Origin of the sequence: Thiobacillus sp. (assembly GCF_013693775.1) — a bacterium.
In the GTDB taxonomy this organism is placed as follows: Bacteria; Pseudomonadota; Gammaproteobacteria; order Burkholderiales; family Thiobacillaceae; genus Thiobacillus.
In genome coordinates, this window is record NZ_CP059257.1 from 407,109 (window position 1) to 425,938 (window position 18,830).

The 18,830-nt window shown below is 63.2% G+C and carries 21 protein-coding genes; 3 read left to right on the forward strand and 18 right to left on the reverse strand.

Annotation, left to right across the window (positions count from 1 at the left end; translation table 11 throughout):
• Positions 1-28: 28 nt before the first annotated feature.
• From HZY77_RS02030 to HZY77_RS02080, 11 genes are all read right to left on the reverse strand, one after another.
• Complete coding sequence (locus HZY77_RS02030) at positions 29-505, reverse strand: hypothetical protein (protein ID WP_296818233.1); 477 nt, start codon at positions 503-505, stop codon at positions 29-31.
• A gap of 291 nt (positions 506-796) precedes the next feature.
• Positions 797-1,933, reverse strand: a complete 1,137-nt coding sequence (locus HZY77_RS02035) for a GGDEF domain-containing protein (protein ID WP_296818235.1) — start codon at positions 1,931-1,933, stop codon at positions 797-799.
• Between the two features lie 115 nt (positions 1,934-2,048).
• Entirely contained in the window at positions 2,049-2,465 is a 417-nt protein-coding gene (locus tag HZY77_RS02040; RefSeq protein WP_296818237.1) for a hypothetical protein, read from the reverse strand.
• A 15-nt stretch (positions 2,466-2,480) separates the two neighbouring features.
• On the reverse strand, positions 2,481-3,128 hold the full coding sequence (locus HZY77_RS02045; protein WP_296818239.1) for a class I SAM-dependent methyltransferase: 648 nt from the start codon (positions 3,126-3,128) through the stop codon (positions 2,481-2,483).
• Positions 3,129-3,241: 113 nt separating this feature from the next.
• On the reverse strand, positions 3,242-4,072 hold the full coding sequence (locus tag HZY77_RS02050) for a cytochrome c (RefSeq protein WP_296818241.1): 831 nt from the start codon (positions 4,070-4,072) through the stop codon (positions 3,242-3,244).
• A gap of 60 nt (positions 4,073-4,132) precedes the next feature.
• The gene (locus HZY77_RS02055; protein ID WP_296818242.1) at positions 4,133-4,636 is read right to left on the reverse strand and encodes a DNA-deoxyinosine glycosylase; all 504 of its coding nucleotides are present in this window, start codon (positions 4,634-4,636) and stop codon (positions 4,133-4,135) included.
• Positions 4,637-4,639: 3 nt separating this feature from the next.
• On the reverse strand, positions 4,640-4,864 hold the full coding sequence (locus HZY77_RS02060) for a hypothetical protein (RefSeq protein ID WP_296818245.1): 225 nt from the start codon (positions 4,862-4,864) through the stop codon (positions 4,640-4,642).
• A gap of 9 nt (positions 4,865-4,873) precedes the next feature.
• Positions 4,874-5,668: a DUF899 domain-containing protein gene (locus HZY77_RS02065; RefSeq protein WP_296818247.1), complete on the reverse strand. Its 795-nt coding sequence runs from the start codon at positions 5,666-5,668 to the stop codon at positions 4,874-4,876.
• 14 nt (positions 5,669-5,682) lie between these two features.
• Positions 5,683-6,369: a hypothetical protein gene (locus tag HZY77_RS02070; protein WP_296818249.1), complete on the reverse strand. Its 687-nt coding sequence runs from the start codon at positions 6,367-6,369 to the stop codon at positions 5,683-5,685.
• A gap of 47 nt (positions 6,370-6,416) precedes the next feature.
• Positions 6,417-7,637, reverse strand: coding sequence for a helix-turn-helix domain-containing protein (locus HZY77_RS02075; RefSeq protein WP_296818252.1), 1,221 nt, complete (start codon positions 7,635-7,637; stop codon positions 6,417-6,419).
• Between the two features lie 77 nt (positions 7,638-7,714).
• Positions 7,715-8,584 carry a class I SAM-dependent methyltransferase gene (locus HZY77_RS02080; protein WP_296818254.1) on the reverse strand — a complete coding sequence of 290 codons (870 nt, stop codon included), beginning with the start codon at positions 8,582-8,584 and terminating at the stop codon, positions 7,715-7,717.
• 252 nt (positions 8,585-8,836) lie between these two features.
• On the opposite strand from HZY77_RS02080, the gene HZY77_RS02085 reads away from it, so the two are divergent.
• The gene (locus tag HZY77_RS02085) at positions 8,837-9,838 is read left to right on the forward strand and encodes an AraC family transcriptional regulator (protein WP_296818256.1); all 1,002 of its coding nucleotides are present in this window, start codon (positions 8,837-8,839) and stop codon (positions 9,836-9,838) included.
• A gap of 111 nt (positions 9,839-9,949) precedes the next feature.
• Positions 9,950-10,342, forward strand: a complete 393-nt coding sequence (locus HZY77_RS02090) for a DoxX family protein (protein ID WP_296818258.1) — start codon at positions 9,950-9,952, stop codon at positions 10,340-10,342.
• 178 nt (positions 10,343-10,520) lie between these two features.
• On the opposite strand, the gene HZY77_RS02095 is transcribed toward HZY77_RS02090, so the two are convergent.
• Positions 10,521-11,801, reverse strand: a complete 1,281-nt coding sequence (locus HZY77_RS02095) for a DUF3943 domain-containing protein (RefSeq protein WP_296818260.1) — start codon at positions 11,799-11,801, stop codon at positions 10,521-10,523.
• 561 nt (positions 11,802-12,362) lie between these two features.
• Between HZY77_RS02095 and HZY77_RS02100 the strand changes: the two genes are divergently transcribed.
• The gene (locus HZY77_RS02100) at positions 12,363-13,199 is read left to right on the forward strand and encodes a ferritin-like domain-containing protein (protein ID WP_296818262.1); all 837 of its coding nucleotides are present in this window, start codon (positions 12,363-12,365) and stop codon (positions 13,197-13,199) included.
• Between the two features lie 1,864 nt (positions 13,200-15,063).
• Here HZY77_RS02100 and HZY77_RS02110 read toward each other — a convergent pair.
• The 6 genes from HZY77_RS02110 to HZY77_RS02135 form a co-directional block, all read right to left on the reverse strand.
• Positions 15,064-15,444 (reverse strand): hypothetical protein, encoded by a 381-nt coding sequence (locus tag HZY77_RS02110; protein WP_296818264.1) that lies wholly within the window; start codon positions 15,442-15,444, stop codon positions 15,064-15,066.
• A gap of 38 nt (positions 15,445-15,482) precedes the next feature.
• The gene (locus tag HZY77_RS02115) at positions 15,483-15,908 is read right to left on the reverse strand and encodes a hypothetical protein (RefSeq protein WP_296818266.1); all 426 of its coding nucleotides are present in this window, start codon (positions 15,906-15,908) and stop codon (positions 15,483-15,485) included.
• A 106-nt stretch (positions 15,909-16,014) separates the two neighbouring features.
• Positions 16,015-16,761, reverse strand: a complete 747-nt coding sequence (locus tag HZY77_RS02120; protein WP_296818268.1) for a class I SAM-dependent methyltransferase — start codon at positions 16,759-16,761, stop codon at positions 16,015-16,017.
• Between the two features lie 188 nt (positions 16,762-16,949).
• Complete coding sequence (locus HZY77_RS02125) at positions 16,950-18,200, reverse strand: STAS-like domain-containing protein (RefSeq protein ID WP_296818270.1); 1,251 nt, start codon at positions 18,198-18,200, stop codon at positions 16,950-16,952.
• A gap of 26 nt (positions 18,201-18,226) precedes the next feature.
• Positions 18,227-18,514 (reverse strand): addiction module antidote protein, encoded by a 288-nt coding sequence (locus tag HZY77_RS02130; protein ID WP_296818273.1) that lies wholly within the window; start codon positions 18,512-18,514, stop codon positions 18,227-18,229.
• Between the two features lie 3 nt (positions 18,515-18,517).
• Positions 18,518-18,817: a type II toxin-antitoxin system RelE/ParE family toxin gene (locus HZY77_RS02135; RefSeq protein ID WP_296818275.1), complete on the reverse strand. Its 300-nt coding sequence runs from the start codon at positions 18,815-18,817 to the stop codon at positions 18,518-18,520.
• Between the last annotated feature and the right edge of the window lie 13 nt (positions 18,818-18,830).

Here is an 18,830-nt window from a genome sequence, read left to right on the forward strand (position 1 = left end):
AGCGGCGCCGGACCGCACTGATCTGCGTTTAGATCGAGGCGTGCACGTTGCGCTCGACGTTCACTCTGTCGGAAGGCGTGTGGATTTCAGGAACGGGTAGCGTGCGGCGCTTTGCACGCTCAATGGACATCTGGATCATCGTTTTCGCGTGCCCGACAAAGCGTGTCAGCGCCTCGCATTTTTCGCGGCAGATGCAGCTTCGGTCCTCGATTAGGCGGGATACCGTCACTGCGAGCGCATCACACGCGTTCACCAGGCGATCGAAACCCGCCGTGCTGGCGCATTCGCGCAGGCGCATCAGTGCCAGGGCATAGGCCGTGATCCGGTCTTCGGTCAAGGTCTCGGGATGAGTAAAACATTGATGGGCCGTGATGTTTCCCATCTCGTTCAGTGCGTCCACAGCCGCTGCAACCAGATCCTCGGAAATATCCGCCCACTGTTCCAGCCTGGCGGGTGTCGTGACACCGATCCGATGTTTGGAAGTCAGATATTGCATGTTGCGCATGGCATATCTCCTGGTTATCGAGATGGTCAGCAGCGTACGGAGGGGGCTGACTGGCCTGATGATTACGACTGGTGCAAGGCAAACTTTAACGTCTGTACCACTATAGACAGGTTTATTTGTACTACCAGGTGGATTTGAAGCCTTTCCGATAAAACATAGTCCGGATACGGGCGTTGTCGAGCCCGCGATCCGCCCAAGAAAAATAAGACCTGGCTGGGCCGTATTCGTTCTCGGAAGGGAGGGATTCGTGAAGGCCGTATTCGTGGGGAAAGCCGATCCCCGGCGGGTGTGTCAGATGGATTGCGTCTGATCCCGGCCCAGCGCCTTGGATTTATAGAGGGCTTTGTCGGCGCGGGTCAGCAAGGCATCCAGGGTGTCGTCCGGGTCCTGCCATGCCGAAATGCCGATGCTGACCGACCAGGCGACAGGCTGGCTTCCCCTTCCGGTTTCCTGAAATCGATTTGCAACGATCCGGGCCTGTTCGAGATCGGCGTCAGGGAGAATGGCCATGAACTCATCTCNCCCAAAACGCGTGAGCTGGTCCGATGCCCTGAGCGAGGCTTTGACCTTTCTTGCGAACTCGACCAGGATCCTGTCGCCTTCGAGGTGGCCATGCGTGTCGTTGATATCCTTGAAGTTGTCCAGATCGAACAGCATGATCGCCAGCTTGTTGCCATGGCGCCGGGTATGGGCAATCTCCCGCTCGAGCTCTTCCATCGCCGCATTCTTGTTGAGGCATTTGGTCAGGCCGTCGTGGCGGCTGATGAACTCCAGGTCGTGCCGCAGCTTTTCCGACGCGAGCAGGATCAGGCTGATCGTGCCGAGCGGAATCGTGAGGGCGGGAATCGCCACATAGACAAGCTGCGAGGCCGACGTGTCAAACACCCCGGTCGGGGGTGNAANACCGATGAGCAGGGCGCCCAGGCGAACCAGCCGCGAAACGATCATGATCGCCAGCGACGAGACCCAGATATGACGCCCCATCGTCCTGGGCAAGGCCCGCAGCACAAGAAAGAGCTGATCCAGGACGACGATGAGCGTGAACAGGACCATGGTTCCGACGCGCATCCGGATATCGGGCTGGACATACGTGAACCAGACAAACAGCACCACGAACGTCAGCACGAACAGGGCCAGCAGGAGGCGGTTGTATTTCGGCGGCGTGCCGGCGAACTTGCGGGTGCCGACGTTCAACGCCATGAAGGCGAGCAACAGCGTCAGGTTGGCCAGGATGATGCTCAACAGGTCCGGGATATGATCCCGGGCGATGAAGAGCGGAAAACACAGCGCGATGGCCAGCGCGCCCAGGCTCCATTCGCGCAGGCCCCGTATGGTTTTGGGGTAGGTCTGCGCAAGGATCAGCAGGATCCCGCTCATGGCCAGCGCCACGAAGAAGGAAATAATGAAAATGAGCAGCGAGGGGTTCATCTACGGGACAGCGTATGTTCTGGTGGTGCAGCGACCGGGCACAGTCTAGCGTATCGCGCCGTTTCAGCCATCGATCATGGCCGGATCGGGGCGATTTTCCTGCCCCGAGGGGCATTTATTGGGGCGGTTTGTGGCAGATTGGCCCGTCGACCGGATTTTCCACGCTTTCGGCAATCGCGGTGGCGATCTCGTGGACTTCCTCGGGCGTGAAGTGCTCGAAGAGGCGGCGTGCAATCGNGGGCGGAATGCGGACGGCGCGGGTCGTGCCGTCCGACAGCGTCACGGTGACGCCGGCGACGGCGTGGCTGACCAGATCCTCGTCCGATTCGGCGAGCAGCATCTGTGCGTCCATGATCGCGTCGTACTCGGCCTCGAGCGTGTCCTGCAGCTCGTCGTCCAGCCCGTCCGGCAGTTCGATGACAAAGCCATCGATCTCGTCCTGTCGCATCGTGCTCGCGATGCCGTGCCCCGCCGCAAACGCCACGAAACGGTCGCGCAGCGCCTCGTCGAAAAACATGTACTCGAAACCCATTTTGTCGTCCTTTCGCTATGCGCCTGCGCGTCGTGCGGTCATCAAAAACACCGGATAGTCCCGCGTCCCGGTCTCGCGTGCCTTGGCAATGCTGAACACGGTCTGGAACCGCACATCGGCAAACCCTGTCGCAGCGGCGCGCCGGCCCAGGTCGGCGCGGTCGAAGCCGTGATGCACATCGACTTCCGGACCGTGGAACGAGCCGTCCTCCTGATCCAGGTCGGCGATGCACAGGGTGCCGCCGGGATTCAGCAGATCGTGGAAGATGCGCAGGATAGCGTCGGTGTCGGGCACATGGTGCAGCGTCATCGACGTGACGATCAGGTCGAATTGTTGGGTCGGGGCCGGATCGGCGAGCAGATCCAGCTTCATCGGCGTCATGTTGGCCACGCCCTGCGCGGCGATCTTTCCCGCCACCACCTCGAGCATGCCGCCCGAGCTGTCCGCCATCAGGATGGGGCCCAGCTCATCCTTCAGCGGAAAGGACAGCAGGCCCGTGCCGCAGCCGTAGTCGAGTGCGCTCATGCGTTTGTTCAAGGCTACGGCCTGCCGGATGGCCTGCGCAATCTTCAGCCCGCGTTCCTGGAACACCGGGTTGTCGTCCCATTGGCGGGCCTTGGCGTCGAAGTGGGCGGCGTCGAGTTGAGTCGGGCGGGTCGTCATGGTGCAGGAAACGGCGTCAGTTGGCAGGGGCGATGCAGGGCAAAGCCAGACGGGAGACAGGACTATTCTAATTGCCCTGGGCCGAATGGCGTGGATCGCCTGTGTTTTCGGTATCAGCGCTGTATCGCCATCTGGCGCAGATAGGCCAGCAGATCGTCCAGTTGCGCCTCACCCAGCACCGTCGGCGCGAAGCCCGGCATGCTGCGCCGCCCCCAATTGCGAACCGATGCCGGGTCGCGGATCAGCTTACGCAGGAACGGCTCGTTGAAATATTCGGTCGGATTGAACGGCCGGTTCAGGTCGGGGCCCACCGCCGCATCGCCGCCGCCGTTGATCGTATGGCAGGCCGCACAGTGGGTCACGAATACCAGCATTCCGCGTCGCTCCGCACTGTTCGCGGCCGTCCTGGGCTGGATTTGTGGATAGCGCGTTTCCAGCGGCGCCGCGTCCGCAATCCTGGCGATCTGGTAAGGCCATTGCTCGGGCGAGATGCCGGCTTTTTCCGGCGCCCGCCACACCAGATAGAAAGTCCCGGCACTGCCGCCTCCCGGCTTGAGCGCCGGCCACGCGGCATCCGCCGGTTCGATCGCCAGCCAGGGCTGCGCCCCGCCGGCAAGCAGGCCACCCGGGATATTGGCGACAAAGCCGTCGCGTGCGATGAATTGCAGCGACTCGACCTGCGGCAATGACGCGATCAGCGCTGAGAGCGGTATCGCCAGGTAGCGCATCGTGCGGTGGTAGGCCACATCATTTCGAATCTCGATGCTGCGAAGCGCAGGGTGCCTCAGCAGTTCGGTGCGAGTGAAGCGGTGCGGCTGCGTGCCAACGGCAATATCGATCGAGGGTTCTGCCGCACGTGCCATTCCGGACCACGCAATGACCAGCAGGACAGAGGCGGCAAGGTGGAGCAGGTTGCGGACGATGACGGAATGGTGAGCGGGCATGGCGACGTGGAGGAAGGGATGACTCGCGGCCGCATCAAGAGTGGCCGCCCGTTGGAGGCGTCAATTCTGCAGCACGGCTGCCCAGCGCGTCAGTTNTTCTTCGAACGGCATGGCCGCATGGGCCGGGCTGGTCGAGGGCAGCGTGGCGTATCGGATGGCGCGGAGCGTGTCGGGCAGGCTGGGCAGCACGAGCCGGCGATAGAGTTCGGCCGCTTTGCTGCCGTTGAAGCAGACCAGTCCGACGTCCGGATGGTTTGCCAGGAACGCGGCGAGCGCATTCGGCACCACGCTCGAATGCACGATGGCGGCGTCGAGGCTGCCCGGTCGTTGCGCCGCGGCGCAGACGTCCCACAGCGCGATCCCGTTCCGGACCAGGTCTTGTGCGCGGTCTTCGTAGGGCAACTCAGGGCCCGCACCGAAGAGGCGGCCCATGATTTTCCAGAACGCATTCTGCGGCTGTGCGTAGTACTGCTGCCGCTGGAGCGACACCTGGCCGGGCAGGCTGCCGAGGATCAGGATTCGTGTATGCGCGTCGGCGATGGGCGGGAAACCTTGGGCGTGCATCGGCTAGTGTGCGTGAGATGAGTACCTGATGACCTGGCTGATCGAATGGATGCCCGGTACGTAGGCTGCCATGGACACGGCGGCAATTGCAATGAAACCGCCGGGCATCGACATTGCGCCCATACCCGACATGGCCGCGCTCCAGACGATCGTCGCCGCTGCGCCTGCCGCGAAGCGCAGCGGCGATACGCCAAGAAAGACGTGCTGGGACGCCCGCGCGGAAAGCATGGCCTGTCTTCAGCGCTTGCCGTACTCGTCGTGACGGCGCCACCACATGCTCGTTTCGTTGCGTCCCCTGGGTGCGCGGTCGAGCCACTGATACATGCCCCAGAGGCCGTCCAGCCCGCGCGCATAGGTGGAGTAGGTGTGGTAGACGACGCCGCCCTCGAGCGCGAATGCGCTCATGCCGGGCCGCTCGCGCAGATAGGTCGAGACGTCGGTTCCGGTCATGATGGCGTTCTGGACGGGCGGCGATTGGTCGCCGGCTTCCTTGCCCATCGTAAATGGAATCGGTGCCATCGGCGGCTCGCGCCGATAGTTGTATTCGATGCCCGTCTCGCGCTGCTGCGCCTCGGAGTACGAGGCGTCGAAGTCGAAGTTGAAGTCGCCGTCGAGCGATGAGGCCCAGGGAAAGGTCCAGCCCATCCGCTGCTTGTACGCCTGGAGTTTGGCGAACGGTGCCCGCGACACCGCCGCCAACGTGACGTCGTGGTTGGCCAGGTGAACGGCGAAGCCATCGAAGCCGTCCGCAATCGACGAGCACGTCGGACAGCCTGCCTTGTAGTCGGGTCCAAACATGAAATGGTAGACGAGGAGCTGCGAATTCCCGCGGAAGAGGTCAACCAGCGAGGCATTCCCCTCGTCGGTATCGAAGCGATAGTCCTTGTCGACGCGAACCCACGGCAGCGCCTGCCGCCGCCGTGCCATCTCGTCGCTGCGCCGCGTCAGTTCCTTCTCGTCCTCGAGCAACTCGAGCCTTGCTGCGAGCCAGGCTTCACGCGTTCCGATCGTGTGTTTGGTCATCGTATCCATGTCTGTCTCCTTGTTCATGATCTGCCTTGTTTCGGACGCCGCACGGCACGGACCTTTCCGCTCGGGCCGCCGCCGCAATAAAACAGGTTCGCGCCGTCGGACTCCAATCCGCTGACGCCGATGCCGGGCGGCATCTCGAGCCGTTCGAGCACGGCGCCGTTCTCCGGGTCGATGCGGCGGATGTCGCTGCCGTCGTTTTCCCAGGTGCCGTGCCACAACTCGCCGTCGACCCAGGTCACGCCGGTGACGAAGCGGTTGGACTCGAGAGTGCGCAGGATGTCGCCGGTGGCAGGATCGATCTGGTGGATCTTGCGGTCGCGACACTGTCCCACCCACAGGCTGCCTTCGGCCCAGGCGAGCCCCGAGTCGCTGCCATGCCCGGGTGCAGGGATCGACGCCACGACCTCGCCGGTGACGGGATCGATCTTGTCGATGCGCGCGTCTGCGACCTGGTAAAGATGGGTGCCGTCGAAGGCGGTGCCGGCGTCGCCGGCGCGATCGAGCGTATGCGCGAGCTGTCCGCTTTCGGGATCGAAGGCGACCAGCCTGGGTCCGGTTGCGGCCCAGACGTGGTGGCCGTCGTGGGTGACGCCGTGGATCTGGTCGGCACCGGCGAAGGGGCCGTATTCACGCACGATCTCGGCGGCACGTGCCGGTGTCTGGGAGGGGGATTCGACGGTCTTGGCTTGGGGTGCGGTCATCAAATTGACTCCTTTGGGTGCGCCGGAATGGCGCCGTGAGACTCAATTTAGCCGAGCGGCAGCGCGGGGGNGAGTAACAAGATCGTCGTGAATCCGGCCAGCGGCGGCGCCATCCAGCGTTGCGTGCGGGCGCGCCCGATCGAGCGCACCTTTTNCTCTGCCTCCAGTTCGACGAGCGCGCGCTGTACCGTACGCTGGCTGGCCCCGAGCGCCAGCGCGAGGGCCGAGGTCGACCAGGCCGTACCGTCGGCCAGCAGCGCCAGCAGCGACGCCTGGTCGCCGTCGATGGGAGGCACCAGCACGACCACGGCGTCCGCGTCGCGCGGCGTGAGCGCAAAGCCGCGCGTGGTGGCCTCGATATGTGCGAGCGGCGCAGCCAGTGCGCGCAGACGGCCGATTTCCACCCGCAGACGCGCGCGGTGCGTCTCGTCAGGGCGGCGGGTGTGGAACGCGCGCGCGATCAAGGCGTCTCGGCTCACATCGCCCGGCCACGCCTCTGCGAGCGCGCGCGCCAGCGCGAACAGCACCGGCCTGCGCGCCAGCGGCCGCCAGATCGTGCCGGCGCGCAGGCCGCGGCGGCAGGCGTCGACCACCAGTGCGCCCGAGGCGAACAGGGCTTCCACCTCGTCGAGGCGCAGCGATTGTTCGCGGTCCGCGTGGACGCGGCGGGCGGCGGGACGATCGAGCACAGCGCGCGCGTCGCCTACCTCGGCAAGCAGGGCGGGCACGTCCGCGCGTCCGGCCGCATCCAGGGCACGCGTGAGCGCAGCTTGTGCTGTTGCCGTCCGCAACGAGCGCAGCGCCACCTCGGCCGCGGCCAATTCGGCGATCGCCTGCAGCGACGGCGGCAGGCCCTGCGTGTCGAGTGCGGACAGGGTGGATGCGGCCTCGTCGAGGCGGCCGAGCAACAGCAGCCGGCGCACCAGGATCAGACGCGCGTGCAGCGCATTGGCACGATCGGCTCGCGCCTCGAGCGTGACCGTCGCGGCTGCCAGCGTGCGCGGCGAGCCGAGGAGATCGCGCATCGCCAGCGCCACCTCCGCCTCTGCGACCACGCAGCGGGCGTGCGCCACGTGCTCGCGCGCGCCAAAGCTGCGGGCGGCGCGACGCAGCAGCTCGCGGGCGCGCGGGTAGTCGCCGAGCTGGGCCAGGGCGGTGCCGCGCAGGGCGAGCGCCGGCGGGTCGTCGCGCAGGGCGACGCGCTTGAGGGCACCGAGCGCGTCGCCGGCAGCGAGCGCGCGCGCGGCCGCGGCGATCAGGGAATCCATCGCGACAGGGTACCCATCAAGGGAGCCGCGATCAAAGGCGCCGGGCCCTTTCCCGGTCACGGCCCGGTCGTGGCGGACTATTTCCGGGTGATCACGACCTCCAGATACTCGCTGGGGACGACCAGCGAATGCGCGCCTCCGACGTTCTGGCGTTCGAGCAGCGCGCCGATGTCCCGGGTCAGGCTCGCCTGCCGATCGGGGTCGAGTGCGGCGTACACCTTGTAGGTGGGGCCGTAGAAGTTGCGGAACACCTCGATCCAGTGCGCGGCGGATTGATAGCGAAAGTTGAAGCGGCGCCGCTCGCAGCGGATGTCGGTGGCGTCCGGGCCGAACAGCTCGACGATGCGCGGCTCGGTTCCCCACCGCATCGGCGACTGCACGCCGGCCGGCGGCGGCACATAGGAAGCGATCAGGCGAAACAGGTCGCCGATGAAGCCTTCGGGCGTCCAGTTCGCCAGGCCGATGCGGCCGCCGCCACGCACCACGCGCGTCAACTCACGTGCCGCGCGGGCCTGGTCGGGCGCGAACATCACGCCGAACGTGGACAGCGCGACATCGAAGGCACCGTCGGCAAACGGCAGATCTTCCGCATCGGCCGTCTGGAAGCGAACTTCCAGCCCATTGGCGCGGGCGCGTTCGGCGCCTTTTTCGAGCAGCTCCGGCACATAGTCGGTCGAGGTCACGCGGGCAAAGCGGCGCGCCGCCGCCAGTGTGGCGTTGCCGTTGCCGGCGGCCACGTCCAGCACCTCTTCGCCGGCACGCAGGTCCACGGCTTCCGCCAGGTGTTCGCCGACGATCTGCAGCGTGGTGCCGACGATGGCATAGTTGCCGCTCGCCCAAGTGGCGTGCTGGCGCTGCTTGACCGCGCCGAAATCGACCTGGCCCGGGCCGGGGGCAGGCGCCATGGACGGTGCGGCCGGGGTGCAAACATTCAGTTCGGTAGTCATGGGGATGCTCCTCTCCTCATTCGGATGGAATGGGACCGGCGGGGCCGGTCGTCCGCTGCCTGGTTGCCCGGCTTTCAAAGCGATGCGTCGTCCCCGCATCGCAGCCGGCCAGTCAGCGCCCTCATTGTCACGAAGCCCGCTGATTGACACTTCACTTTGCGTCGCGCAAATATGCTCAAGCGTCCGGGATTCGTTGCCCCCGATTGCAGGTTTGCGCTTCCCGATCGATCGCCCGTCGAAAGGTCCACGCCCATGAGTCGAGACACACTTTCCGATCTGCTGCGCACCGTGCGCGTGCGCGGTGCCGTGTTCTATTACGTGAGCTGCAGCGATCCCTGGTCCACCGAGGCGCCGCCGGCCGGCGAGATCGCCGAAGCGGTGATGCCCGGCTGCGAACATGTCATCGAGTACCACATGATCGCCAAGGGCAACGGCTGGGCCGCGGTCGCCGGCCAGCCGCCGGTGAAACTGGCCACCGGCGACATCGTCATGTTTCCGCAGGGCGATCGCCACGTCCTGTCGAGCGCGCCGGGCATCGAGCCGCTGCGCCGGACGGCAGAGTGGGTGTTCTCCACCCGCAACGTTCCCAAGCCCATGCCGATCGCCTTTCATCATGGCGTGGTCGAGCCGGGGTCGCCGCTGCCCGTCGAGGCGGCCGACATGATCGCCGTGTGCGGCTTCCTCGGCTGCGACCTGCGGCCGTTCAATCCCCTGATCGCGGCACTGCCGCCCATCCTGCATCTGCCGGCTGAACGCGCCAGCGGCTGGGCCGCCCGCGTGATCGAGCAGGCGGTCGCCGAATCCAGCAGTCCACGGCCCGGCGGCGACGCCGTGCTCGAACGGCTTGCCGAGATGATGTTCGTCGACGCCGCGCGCCGCTATCTCGACACCCTGCCCGAGAACGCGACCGGCTGGCTCGCCGGACTGCGCGACCGCTACGTCGGCAAGGCGCTCGAACGCATGCACGAACGTCCGGACCAGCCCTGGACGGTCGACGACCTCGCCCGCGAAGTTGGCCTGTCGCGTTCGGCGCTGCACGAACGCTTCATGCAAACCCTCGGCGATCCGCCGATGCACTACCTCGCCAGCTGGCGCATCCAGCTCGGCAGCCGGCTGCTGCGGGAATCGAATCGCACCGTGGCGACCATTGCCCTGGAAGTGGGCTACGAATCCGAAGCCGCGTTCTCGCGCGCGTTCAAGCGTATGGTCGGCCTGCCGCCAGCGGCATGGAAGCGGGCGCAGGCCGGCCGGTAGGCGATGGGGACTGGAAAGATCCGGCCTTGCGTCTTGAAGCCAATGCCTTAAGGTGAAAGCACCTTACGACACAATGGTCCTCACACCGTATCCTCAACCGGGAGCATGACGATGAAAAACAATCTGGACGATATCGGCAAGCTGGTCTTGCGTCTCACCCTCGGCGCCCTGATTCTGCTGCATGGCATCGCCAAGCTCCGGCACGGCATCGCCCCGATCGAGGGCATGGTGACCGGCATGGGCATGCCCGCCTTCTTCGCCTACGGCGTGTATGTCGGCGAAGTGCTCGGCCCGCTCCTGCTCATCGCCGGCTTCTACGCGCGCATCGGCGCCGCGCTGGTCGCCGCCAACATGTTCTTTGCCTTCGCGCTTGCCCACCTCGCGCAGCTCACAAGCCTCAACGAGCAGGGCGGCTGGGCGCTGGAACTGCAGGGCATGTTCTTGTTCACCGCGATTGCGCTGCTACTCATGGGGCCCGGGCGGATCAGTATCAATCGGCGCTGATCGCCGAGGCCAGCGCAATGGCATTGGGACATCCCCGGCCGGACTCGAAACCCGTCAGGGTTGCGAGGTATTTTGACCCTGGCCCGTTTATCCGCCTTTAATCCGCGAGTCTCGTCGCGCGCTTCAGTTGGCGGGGCCAATGGGTGGTGTCTGCGAGCCGCGCGTCGCCGATACCCCTTCAGCGTTCGCCCGCCTCCCGCCACTCGACTGCGCCGAACCTGGCATCGCCGAAATAGTAGGTGTAGAGCAGGCTCACGGTTCTCACGGTCTGCAGGGTGTTGGGAATATCGGGGTATCGCGCATCCCGTCGCGAGGCGTTGTACTTGAGCGTGAGAGCGTGGGGGCCGTGGATGCGCATGGTAAACGCCGCATCTCCCCGGAAGATGCGCTCGGTGCCCCGGTCCTCGGTCGACGCCACATCGCTGACGTAGTAGGAGCGTGCCGTCAAGTCGACGTTGACGCGCTCACCCAATAGCAGGCGCAGCGACAGGAGCGCCTGCGGCGTGGCGCCGTAATGGTAATTGCGCTCACCCTGACCGTGTATGGTCCCGGCGGCTCCGTAGCCCACACCCGCAAGGGCGGTGCCCAGTAGTGCCACGTTGTCCGAAATCCACCATTGCGCGGTCGTGCCGAACGACACCGCGGTGCTCGAGACGCGAAACGTCTGCGGCGAGATGTAGTCGTAACTGCCATAGAGGCCCCAGATGCCGCGGTAGTTGTCGCCCGCCGCGTATTCCTTTCCGATCAGGAGGCCGCGGCTCATGATGTTCTCGAACACGTTGGCGGTCGTCGCGGTGAAATCGAAATCGAAGTAGTCGAACGGACGCGTATAGCGATAGCCGTTCTTCCCGGGCAGCCCATAGGACATGTGAAAGTCTGCGGTGGCCGTATCGCGTTTCACCGTCTGGCCCACGATGCCATCGAGTGCGTCATCGATCTTGTTCCAGCCGAAACGGACATAGCTGTAGGTGGCTGGGTTGTGACTCTGAAACACCGCGCGGAAGCGGTCGCCGAAGGCGAGCCGGTTGAAGCCCAGCGGCGGGGAGATCGCCGCTGCCCCCGTTTCACGCCAGAATCCAGGCGTGTCGCCGCCGTGCTCCAGCAGCAGGTTCGCCATGCGGAACAGCGGTTCGCCGAGAAACGTCCCGCCGAGGCCGGTGGTGACGAAGTCGTTGATGGAAGGCGGCCCCGTCTCGCCGGCGATCTCCCAGATCAGGCTGCCGCCGAAGGTATAGCCAAGCGATTTCCAGTAGTCGAGGCCGGACGAGCGTGCGAGCCCGAAATAAACGGAGCCCTGATACGGATGCATGAACTGGTTCACCGCGAACGGATCGGTGTCGACCACCCATTTGGCGCTCAAATTGTCCCGGATCGTTTGCAGGCTGGTGTCGTAGACCGGTTTGTCGATGAAGTGGTAGTTGAACCGGTTGAGCAGGAAATTGAATCCGATAATCTCCACGGCCGGAAGGGCATAGTTGGGGCGAGCCTCCCTTTTACGGAACCTTCGAGCTGCGCGACAGGNGGTGTCGGTAGGTGTGGGCGCGGCTGGAGACGTGACATCCGTCGCGCTGGCAATATCTTGCGCGAGGAGGGATGGGTCGAAACGATTGGGCGTGAGTTGCCAGCCAGGATTAAACGGCACGAGCACGCGTTCAGGGGTGTCCGCCTCGGCTTCCGCGGCAGGAGCCGGGCCCGGGCTCGCGAGCGCACAAGCGAAAACCGACCCCATGAAGAGCATCCTGAACGTCATGCGGTGCATCGGTCGATCGGTGCCCTGCGGGGTAGCAGCCGGGGTTTTGAGCGTGGTCGTGGCAGAGCCATACATCGGCCAAGACGCCGCCGCGGCATGTCTATTTGATTGCATGATTGCCTCCACTTACGGTCTGAAACGAATCGCGCAAACCCACTTTATACCCTATGTTGCGGCTGTATTAAGTCCAGTCTCGCGTCTTTGAATTCGTGCAAATGAACCGCAGTCACCCTGGCGGGTCTGACCAGGAGCCCACGCAGATGAACTGATATGCCGGATTCCCACGCCGCCTTCGTCGCGCCGCATCCCTGGTCGATCGAGCAGATTGCGTTCGACCGCATCGCGCACGACCGCATCGCCCATGAAGAGACGTGGTTCCATGTGCTCGCAGCGGCCTCGTTTGTGGAGAGCCTGGCGGATTTGTACACCCACAATCTGCTGGACCACATGAAGGGCGATGCCGAAGCCAGCCAATGGCTGCGCGAGCGATGGGAACCGGAGGAACTGCAGCACGGACGCGCACTGCGACGCTACGTGGAGACGGTGTGGCCCGCATTCGACTGGCAGACGGCGTTTGACGGGTTCTGCACGGACTATCGCCCGTATTGCCAAACGGAACTGCTGGAGCCCACGCGTGCACTGGAAATGGTTGCACGCTGCGTCGTGGAAACCGGTACCTCGGGGCTGTATGGTTTGCTGCAGCGAGTCAGTCCNGAGCCCGTGCTGGCCACGCTGGTGGGCCATATCCGTGACGACGAAGTGGGGCACTACAAGTACTTCTATCATGCCTTCCTGCGGTATCGTGAACGGGAACGCCCTTCGCGCTGGCAAGTGGCCCGCGTCATTCGGCAGCGACTCGGGGAAATCGGCCAGGAGGACGCCTACCTGGCGTTGAANAACGCCCATGCCGTGCGCCACCCTGGACAGACATTCGGNCCCCGGGACTTCCAGCGCTTTCAACACACGGCCGGGCATTGGGCGCGTGCCCACTATCCTTACGAGATGACGGTGAAAATGCTGCTCAAGCCGCTGCACCTGCCGGGCCTGGTCAACCGCATGGCGCTTCCGCTGCTGGTGCGTCATGCGCGGCGCGTAGTGGCGCCGTAACGGGGGCTGTCGATAGGCGGGTGTCGCCGGTTGCCGGTTCACCGCAGGGTTCCATCCGCCTGGCGCCGCACCCCATCCGGGAAGGACTGGTTGGCCCAGCAGAACCGAATGTGCAAGGCCGGTCTAGCCCCCGCTCAAGGCCGGGAAAATGTATACAGTCCNCCCATCGGGGACACGATCGGAGAGTGTCTTTCTGTCAATCACGACGGTGTCATCGATACTGAGCATCACATGCCGGCGCAACGCGCCATGTTCGTCGAGCACGTAATCGGCAAAGCCCGGGGCGATCTCGTTGACTGCGCGCAAAACTTCGGAGACCGAGCCGGCAGGCACCGTAATCGTCCGGTTCTCCAGTTGCGGAAAGAACCGGTAAAGATGTTGCGTCATCTGAACAGTAGGCATGGCGTTCAGCCGAATGCACCGAATAGATCGGCGGGAAATTGTTGCCGAGGCATTGCCATGACTCCCCACGGTCCTCCGACACATAGAGATTCCCGGTGGTGCTGCCAAAACATAAACGATCGCCCGCCACATCGAGCGCATGCCTCAGGACGATGTCGTAGGCATTCTCCTGCGGCAGGCCGTGCCGACAAGTCTGCCATGACTGCCCGCCATCGATCGTCCGCGCAACAAACAAACCGCCCGCAATCGCCATGCGTTCCGAATCCGCGCGCGCCGGCACGACCCACGCGGTACGCCCGTCATTCGCGTCTGCTGCGATGGGGAAACCGAAATGCACACCCGCATCGGGCATGCTGACTTNTTTCCAGTTCCGTGCAGCGTCGTCGCTGTAAAAAACGCCGCAGTGGTTTTGCTGCCAGAGATGGTCCGGCTGCCCGGGGCAGGCGGTCACGAAATGCGGGTCATGGCCCCAATCCGCTTCCGGGGTCGGAAGATAGTCCATCGTCATGCCGCGATTACGTCCCGTCCAGGTCCGGCCGCCATCGGTGGTCTCGATGACACCGGCGGTCGATACCGCAACATGAACATGATTCGCATCGCGCGGATCGACAATAATGGAATGGATGCCGGGTTCGAACACCCCGTAATCTATGCTCGCAGGCGTGCCATTCCAGCGGTTCTCGGACGTCGCATCGCCGGCGAACAAATCGCCACCGCGACTCTCGTGGTTCCATAGCGGCTGATTGAGTTCCCAGCTATCACCGCCATCATCGCTGACGAACAGGCCGCCGGGGATCGTGCCGGCATACAGCCTGCCCGGCTGGCTGGCATGGCCAAACGCAATGTTCCAGATCTTGTATACGCTTGCATTGGCATACTCGGGCCGCGCGGACGGCGAGGCCGGATCGAAGTCAGGGGTAGGCAGGTACTTGACGATATAGCGTGCGCCCTCGGGATACTTGAGCGACGTCACATCATCCCAGCTGGCGCCTCCGTCACGCGAACGCGCCAGCTTGGGCCCCCAATGCCCGTGGTCCAGGGAAGCCCACAGGGTGCCATCACGCGGATCGCGCGCCGCGTAACAGACGGGAATGCCCGCATGGACGATAGGACGGGGACGCCAGTTTGAATGGTTGCGATCGAATATGACGGTGCCCTTGCGCGTCCCTAACAGAATCATGTCAGACATCGGTTTCCCTCGCGTATTGGTAACGGCCATGCTCACTCTCCTTTCGCCGGGTCGAACGGGATGGCAACGTGCCCGGCGGTCAACACCTCGATTCACGGCGGGCATAAAGCCCTCGGCAGGCACTCCACACGACAGGATAGCGTATGGATTTGAAAGGCCTAGTTGATTGCCGGTGGGCTTGGGACGGGCAGGGCAGTGGAATGGCCAGGTCTCGCATGTGCCTGTCGAATTGCCAGGCCCGACCCCGTTTCGAGGTGTCTGCTCGCAACGGATTTACGCCAGGGGTTGCAATGCCGCCTGCATCGCCTGCTCGCTCACCGGGTAGGCCAGCACCGCATGGATGGGAAACAGTTCCAGCAGCTTGTCGATATGGTCCTCTTCACGCGGATGCATGAACACGATGACCTTCGCCTGCGGCGCGAAGCGCTGCAGGGTGCGGATCGTGACGTCCAGGTTCGAGACGTTGGCGCCGGCGTAATTGTTACCCCAGCCGTAAATAAATTCCCNCACGAAGAAATCCGGCGGCTGTTTCTGCATCGCCCGATGAAGATTGCGGGCCGAGTCGAAACGCTGCGCCGCAATGCCCAGCTTCTGGTACAGGGCGCTGAAATCGGGGTGGAAGGNGGATTCGATCAGGGAGAAAAGGGTTTGCATGCTACTTTCAGTCGGGTTACCGCTGCGCTTCCATTCGCTCAATCCAGCGCACTTTNTAGCGTGTGCCACTGGATCGGCGCAGGCCGCGTGTTCTCCAGCGCCTCGGCCTGCTTGCGTTTGGCGTATTCCTCCGCACGCTGCATGAATTTCTGAAGATCGGCGTTGGCGATGCGGGTCTGTTCCGCCATCTCGTCGGCGGTCAGTGGCGCGTCGATCAGCTGCACCTCGATACGCAGAACGGCAGGATATTTTTCGGTCAGCGCCTGCAAGATCGCGTCGAGCTTCTTGCCAGGCAGACCATAGCGCAGCGTCTTGGTGAGAAACAGCCGCAAAATTGCCCCGTCGCCCGGGTTGGCGCGGTTGTTGATTACCGCCGCCTCCTTCTGCAGCCAGCCACGCAGCCGCAGCGGCGTGATCTCGACGCCGGGATTCAAGATGGCGATGTGGATTTGTCCCGAAGCCATGCGGAACTCCTGTCATGCAAAGGCGGCATTGTGCAGAAGATTTGCGGTCAGCGCCAACCAGGGTCAGTTCAGCCTGCCCCTTTGGTTTTCTACCGAGTCGTCCGCATCACCGCGCCATCAGCGCGAACACGCCCCAGCCCAGGTATTCACGCGTGTAAGCGGCATAGCGCGCGGGCTCCGACGTCAGTTGGGCGCGCACCTCCTTCGCCAGCTCGTCGTCGGGGTTGGCTTCAAGCCATCGGCGCATGGTCAGCCACTTGGCCGCCTCGTACCGGTCCCAGCTGTCCTGGTCTGCCAGAACCATTTCCACCACGTCGTAGCCGAGACGGCCGAAAGACGCGAGCAGTTCCGGAAGCCGGAGAAAGTCGGAGATCGAACCGGCAAGACACCNCCTGGCAACGTCTTCCGTCGGCGGCATCTGCCGCCAGTAGGGCTCGCCGATGAGGACGATCCCTCCCGGGGCAAGGCTCTGCGCCAGAAGCGCGATCGTGCCCGCGACACCTCNCCCGATCCACGAGGCGCCGACACAGGCTGCCACCCCGGCCTTCTGGTCGGAGACGTAGCCTGTCGCATCGCCGTGGGTGAACTCGACCTGGTCGGCGACACCGAGTTCTTCAGCCCGACGTTTCGCCTGCTCGGTGAACAGCTGGCTCAGGTCGATGCCGGTGCCGACGACGCCGTGATCGCGTGCCCAGGTGCACAGCATCTCTCCCGAACCGCTGCCGAGGTCGAGCACCCGGGTTCCCGTTTCCAGACGCAGCGCCGCGCCGAGCGTGGCGAGCTTTTCGGGCGTGAACGGGTTGTGGATGCGGTGCGCGCTTTCGGTGATGTTGAATATTCGAGCGATGTCCACGGTGGATAGCCTCCTTGGCGTGATGGTTCACCCGGCCGCATCAGCGTTGCATTGCAGGACGTGCCCCACTGTTTTATTACCCGCGGTTTTCAGGTGGGCGGATGGGTTAATGCAAGACCTAAGCCCGTGGCGGTGCGGTCAGTTACCGCGATACGCCAAAATATTCGAGCCAGGGCTCTTTGATTCCTTTAGTCGCTATCGAGACGCTGGCCGAGTGCGCATCTGACGATTATGTTATTTGTTTCATTCATTCCATTGAGTCGGATTCTGCTGTTAAACGTCTCTGCACCGAGCTGCAAATATAGTTTCGCTATGTACTCGTCTGCGAAGCTTGAACTCACAATGCCTACTCCCTCGAAGTCTATGATGACGCGAGTCTCGGTCTCATTTAGTAGGTTTCTCGTGTAGGTGCGAAGAAGCTCACCAGATTGGCGCGTGCCTGCGCCAATCTTCATGTCTCTCAGAAGAACTCTGAGGGCACCATCTTCATCCTCCAAGTTCTCCACCCGCAGATTCACTGGCGTTGCACGAGTATCGAACATTTCGCTCATTTGAACTTCGACCGAAGCGTCGATCTGGGCATCTATGAACGTACCCGGATAGCTGCGGTCGAGCACCAGAACTTTTGGGACGGATTCGGCCTGCCCATTTGCGCGATTGAAGTAGAGAGCAGCGCCACCGCTACTGATTGTGATCTGACCTTTGGTTCGCGCAATGATTTCCGTAGTGCCCCAAAGCCCATTGCCCATGTTGGATCTTGGATTGCGCGTCACGCCCTTCCGGACAGCAAGAGTAATAGCATCAAGAGGGCTGGCGGGTTTATGTATTGAATTGCGGAGCGAACTGTATATGCCGCATCCTTGGTCTGCTACACAGTAGGAAAGCCGGCGTTGCTGCTGCTGCACTTGAAACATGAAGAAACCAGCATGGACCCCAGAATGTTGAAAAACGTTATCAAGCACCTCGTATAACGACCATTCCAACGCATGCAGGGTCCCCCGCTCCCACTCGAGCTGGAAGGAGAGATGATCGATAGTGGCAGCAAGAAGTATGTATGCATCTTCGGGCGTTTCGTACTTCCACACCCGGCCAGCAGGAGACGTTCCAGCCAACTGATCGGCATGAGCGACACGGGGCGTTAAGTAGCTGGTTTCCTCAAGTTCATCAAACGTCTTGTTGACTCGAACGTTTCTGCCGTTGCGACGCAAGTGATCGATCGCGCAAGCGAGGGGCACTAGAATATTTGGGAATGGGCGGAAGCGTTCCTTAAAGTAGAGGACAACTTCACGTGTCTGGGGATTCTTGAAGACGAACTCAATCTCGCAGAGTAAGGCGCTTAAATCGCGATGCTTCTCAAGTGATGTAATGAAGAAAAGTTTTCCTTTTCGCGTGAAGGCGGAGGTTTCATATGGCTTGGACATTTGTTGCGTGCGGAACAAGCGGGGTCAGACACCATATCCATTCATCATTGGTGAACCGGCGTAGCCGATAGCTTGACGCCCAGCGCGTGAAGCAGTTTGAGCATGGTGTCGTAGCGGGGCTTGGCGCCGGNGGTCAGGGCTTTGTACAGGCTTTCGCGTCCCAGCCCGGCATCCTTGGCGAGTTGGGCCATGCCGCGGGCGCGGGCCACGTCGCGCACGGCGGTGAGGAAGACATCGGGGTTGGGGTCGTCCAGTGCGGCGGTGATGTATTCCGCGATGGTTTCCTCGTTGTCGAGATAGTCGGCGGCGTCGAAGGTGGAAAATTTGGCCATGGTTCACTCCTTGTCCAGTGCACGCGCCATCTCGATGGCCCGTTTGATGTCGCGCTTCTGTGTGGACTTGTCGCCGCCCAGCAGAAGCAGATAGATCACCTCGCCTCGCCGGGTGTAGTAGACCCGATAGCCTGGCCCGAAGTGTATGCGCATTTCGGAGACCCCTTCGCCAACCGGTTCGCAGTCGCCAAAATTGCCATGCTCGGCGGAGCGGATGCGGTGGATGATTCGGGCGCGCCCGATTTTGTCCTTCAGGGCTGAAAGCCAGGCATCGAATTCTTCCGAACGCAGAAAGGTGTTCATGCTTCAATGTATC

Bases quoted from the DNA above. Each gene is read 5' to 3' on its own strand.
- HZY77_RS02030 (WP_296818233.1), bottom strand. From the start codon at position 505: ATGCGCAACATGCAATATCTGACTTCCAAACATCGGATCGGTGTCACG.
- HZY77_RS02045 (WP_296818239.1), bottom strand. From the start codon at position 3,128: ATGACGACCCGCCCGACTCAACTCGACGCCGCCCACTTCGACGCCAAG.
- HZY77_RS02050 (WP_296818241.1), bottom strand. From the start codon at position 4,072: ATGCCCGCTCACCATTCCGTCATCGTCCGCAACCTGCTCCACCTTGCC.
- HZY77_RS02060 (WP_296818245.1), bottom strand. From the start codon at position 4,864: ATGCTTTCCGCGCGGGCGTCCCAGCACGTCTTTCTTGGCGTATCGCCG.
- HZY77_RS02065 (WP_296818247.1), bottom strand. From the start codon at position 5,668: ATGGATACGATGACCAAACACACGATCGGAACGCGTGAAGCCTGGCTC.
- HZY77_RS02070 (WP_296818249.1), bottom strand. From the start codon at position 6,369: ATGACCGCACCCCAAGCCAAGACCGTCGAATCCCCCTCCCAGACACCG.
- HZY77_RS02080 (WP_296818254.1), bottom strand. From the start codon at position 8,584: ATGACTACCGAACTGAATGTTTGCACCCCGGCCGCACCGTCCATGGCG.
- HZY77_RS02085 (WP_296818256.1), top strand. From the start codon at position 8,837: ATGAGTCGAGACACACTTTCCGATCTGCTGCGCACCGTGCGCGTGCGC.
- HZY77_RS02090 (WP_296818258.1), top strand. From the start codon at position 9,950: ATGAAAAACAATCTGGACGATATCGGCAAGCTGGTCTTGCGTCTCACC.
- HZY77_RS02135 (WP_296818275.1), bottom strand. From the start codon at position 18,817: ATGAACACCTTTCTGCGTTCGGAAGAATTCGATGCCTGGCTTTCAGCC.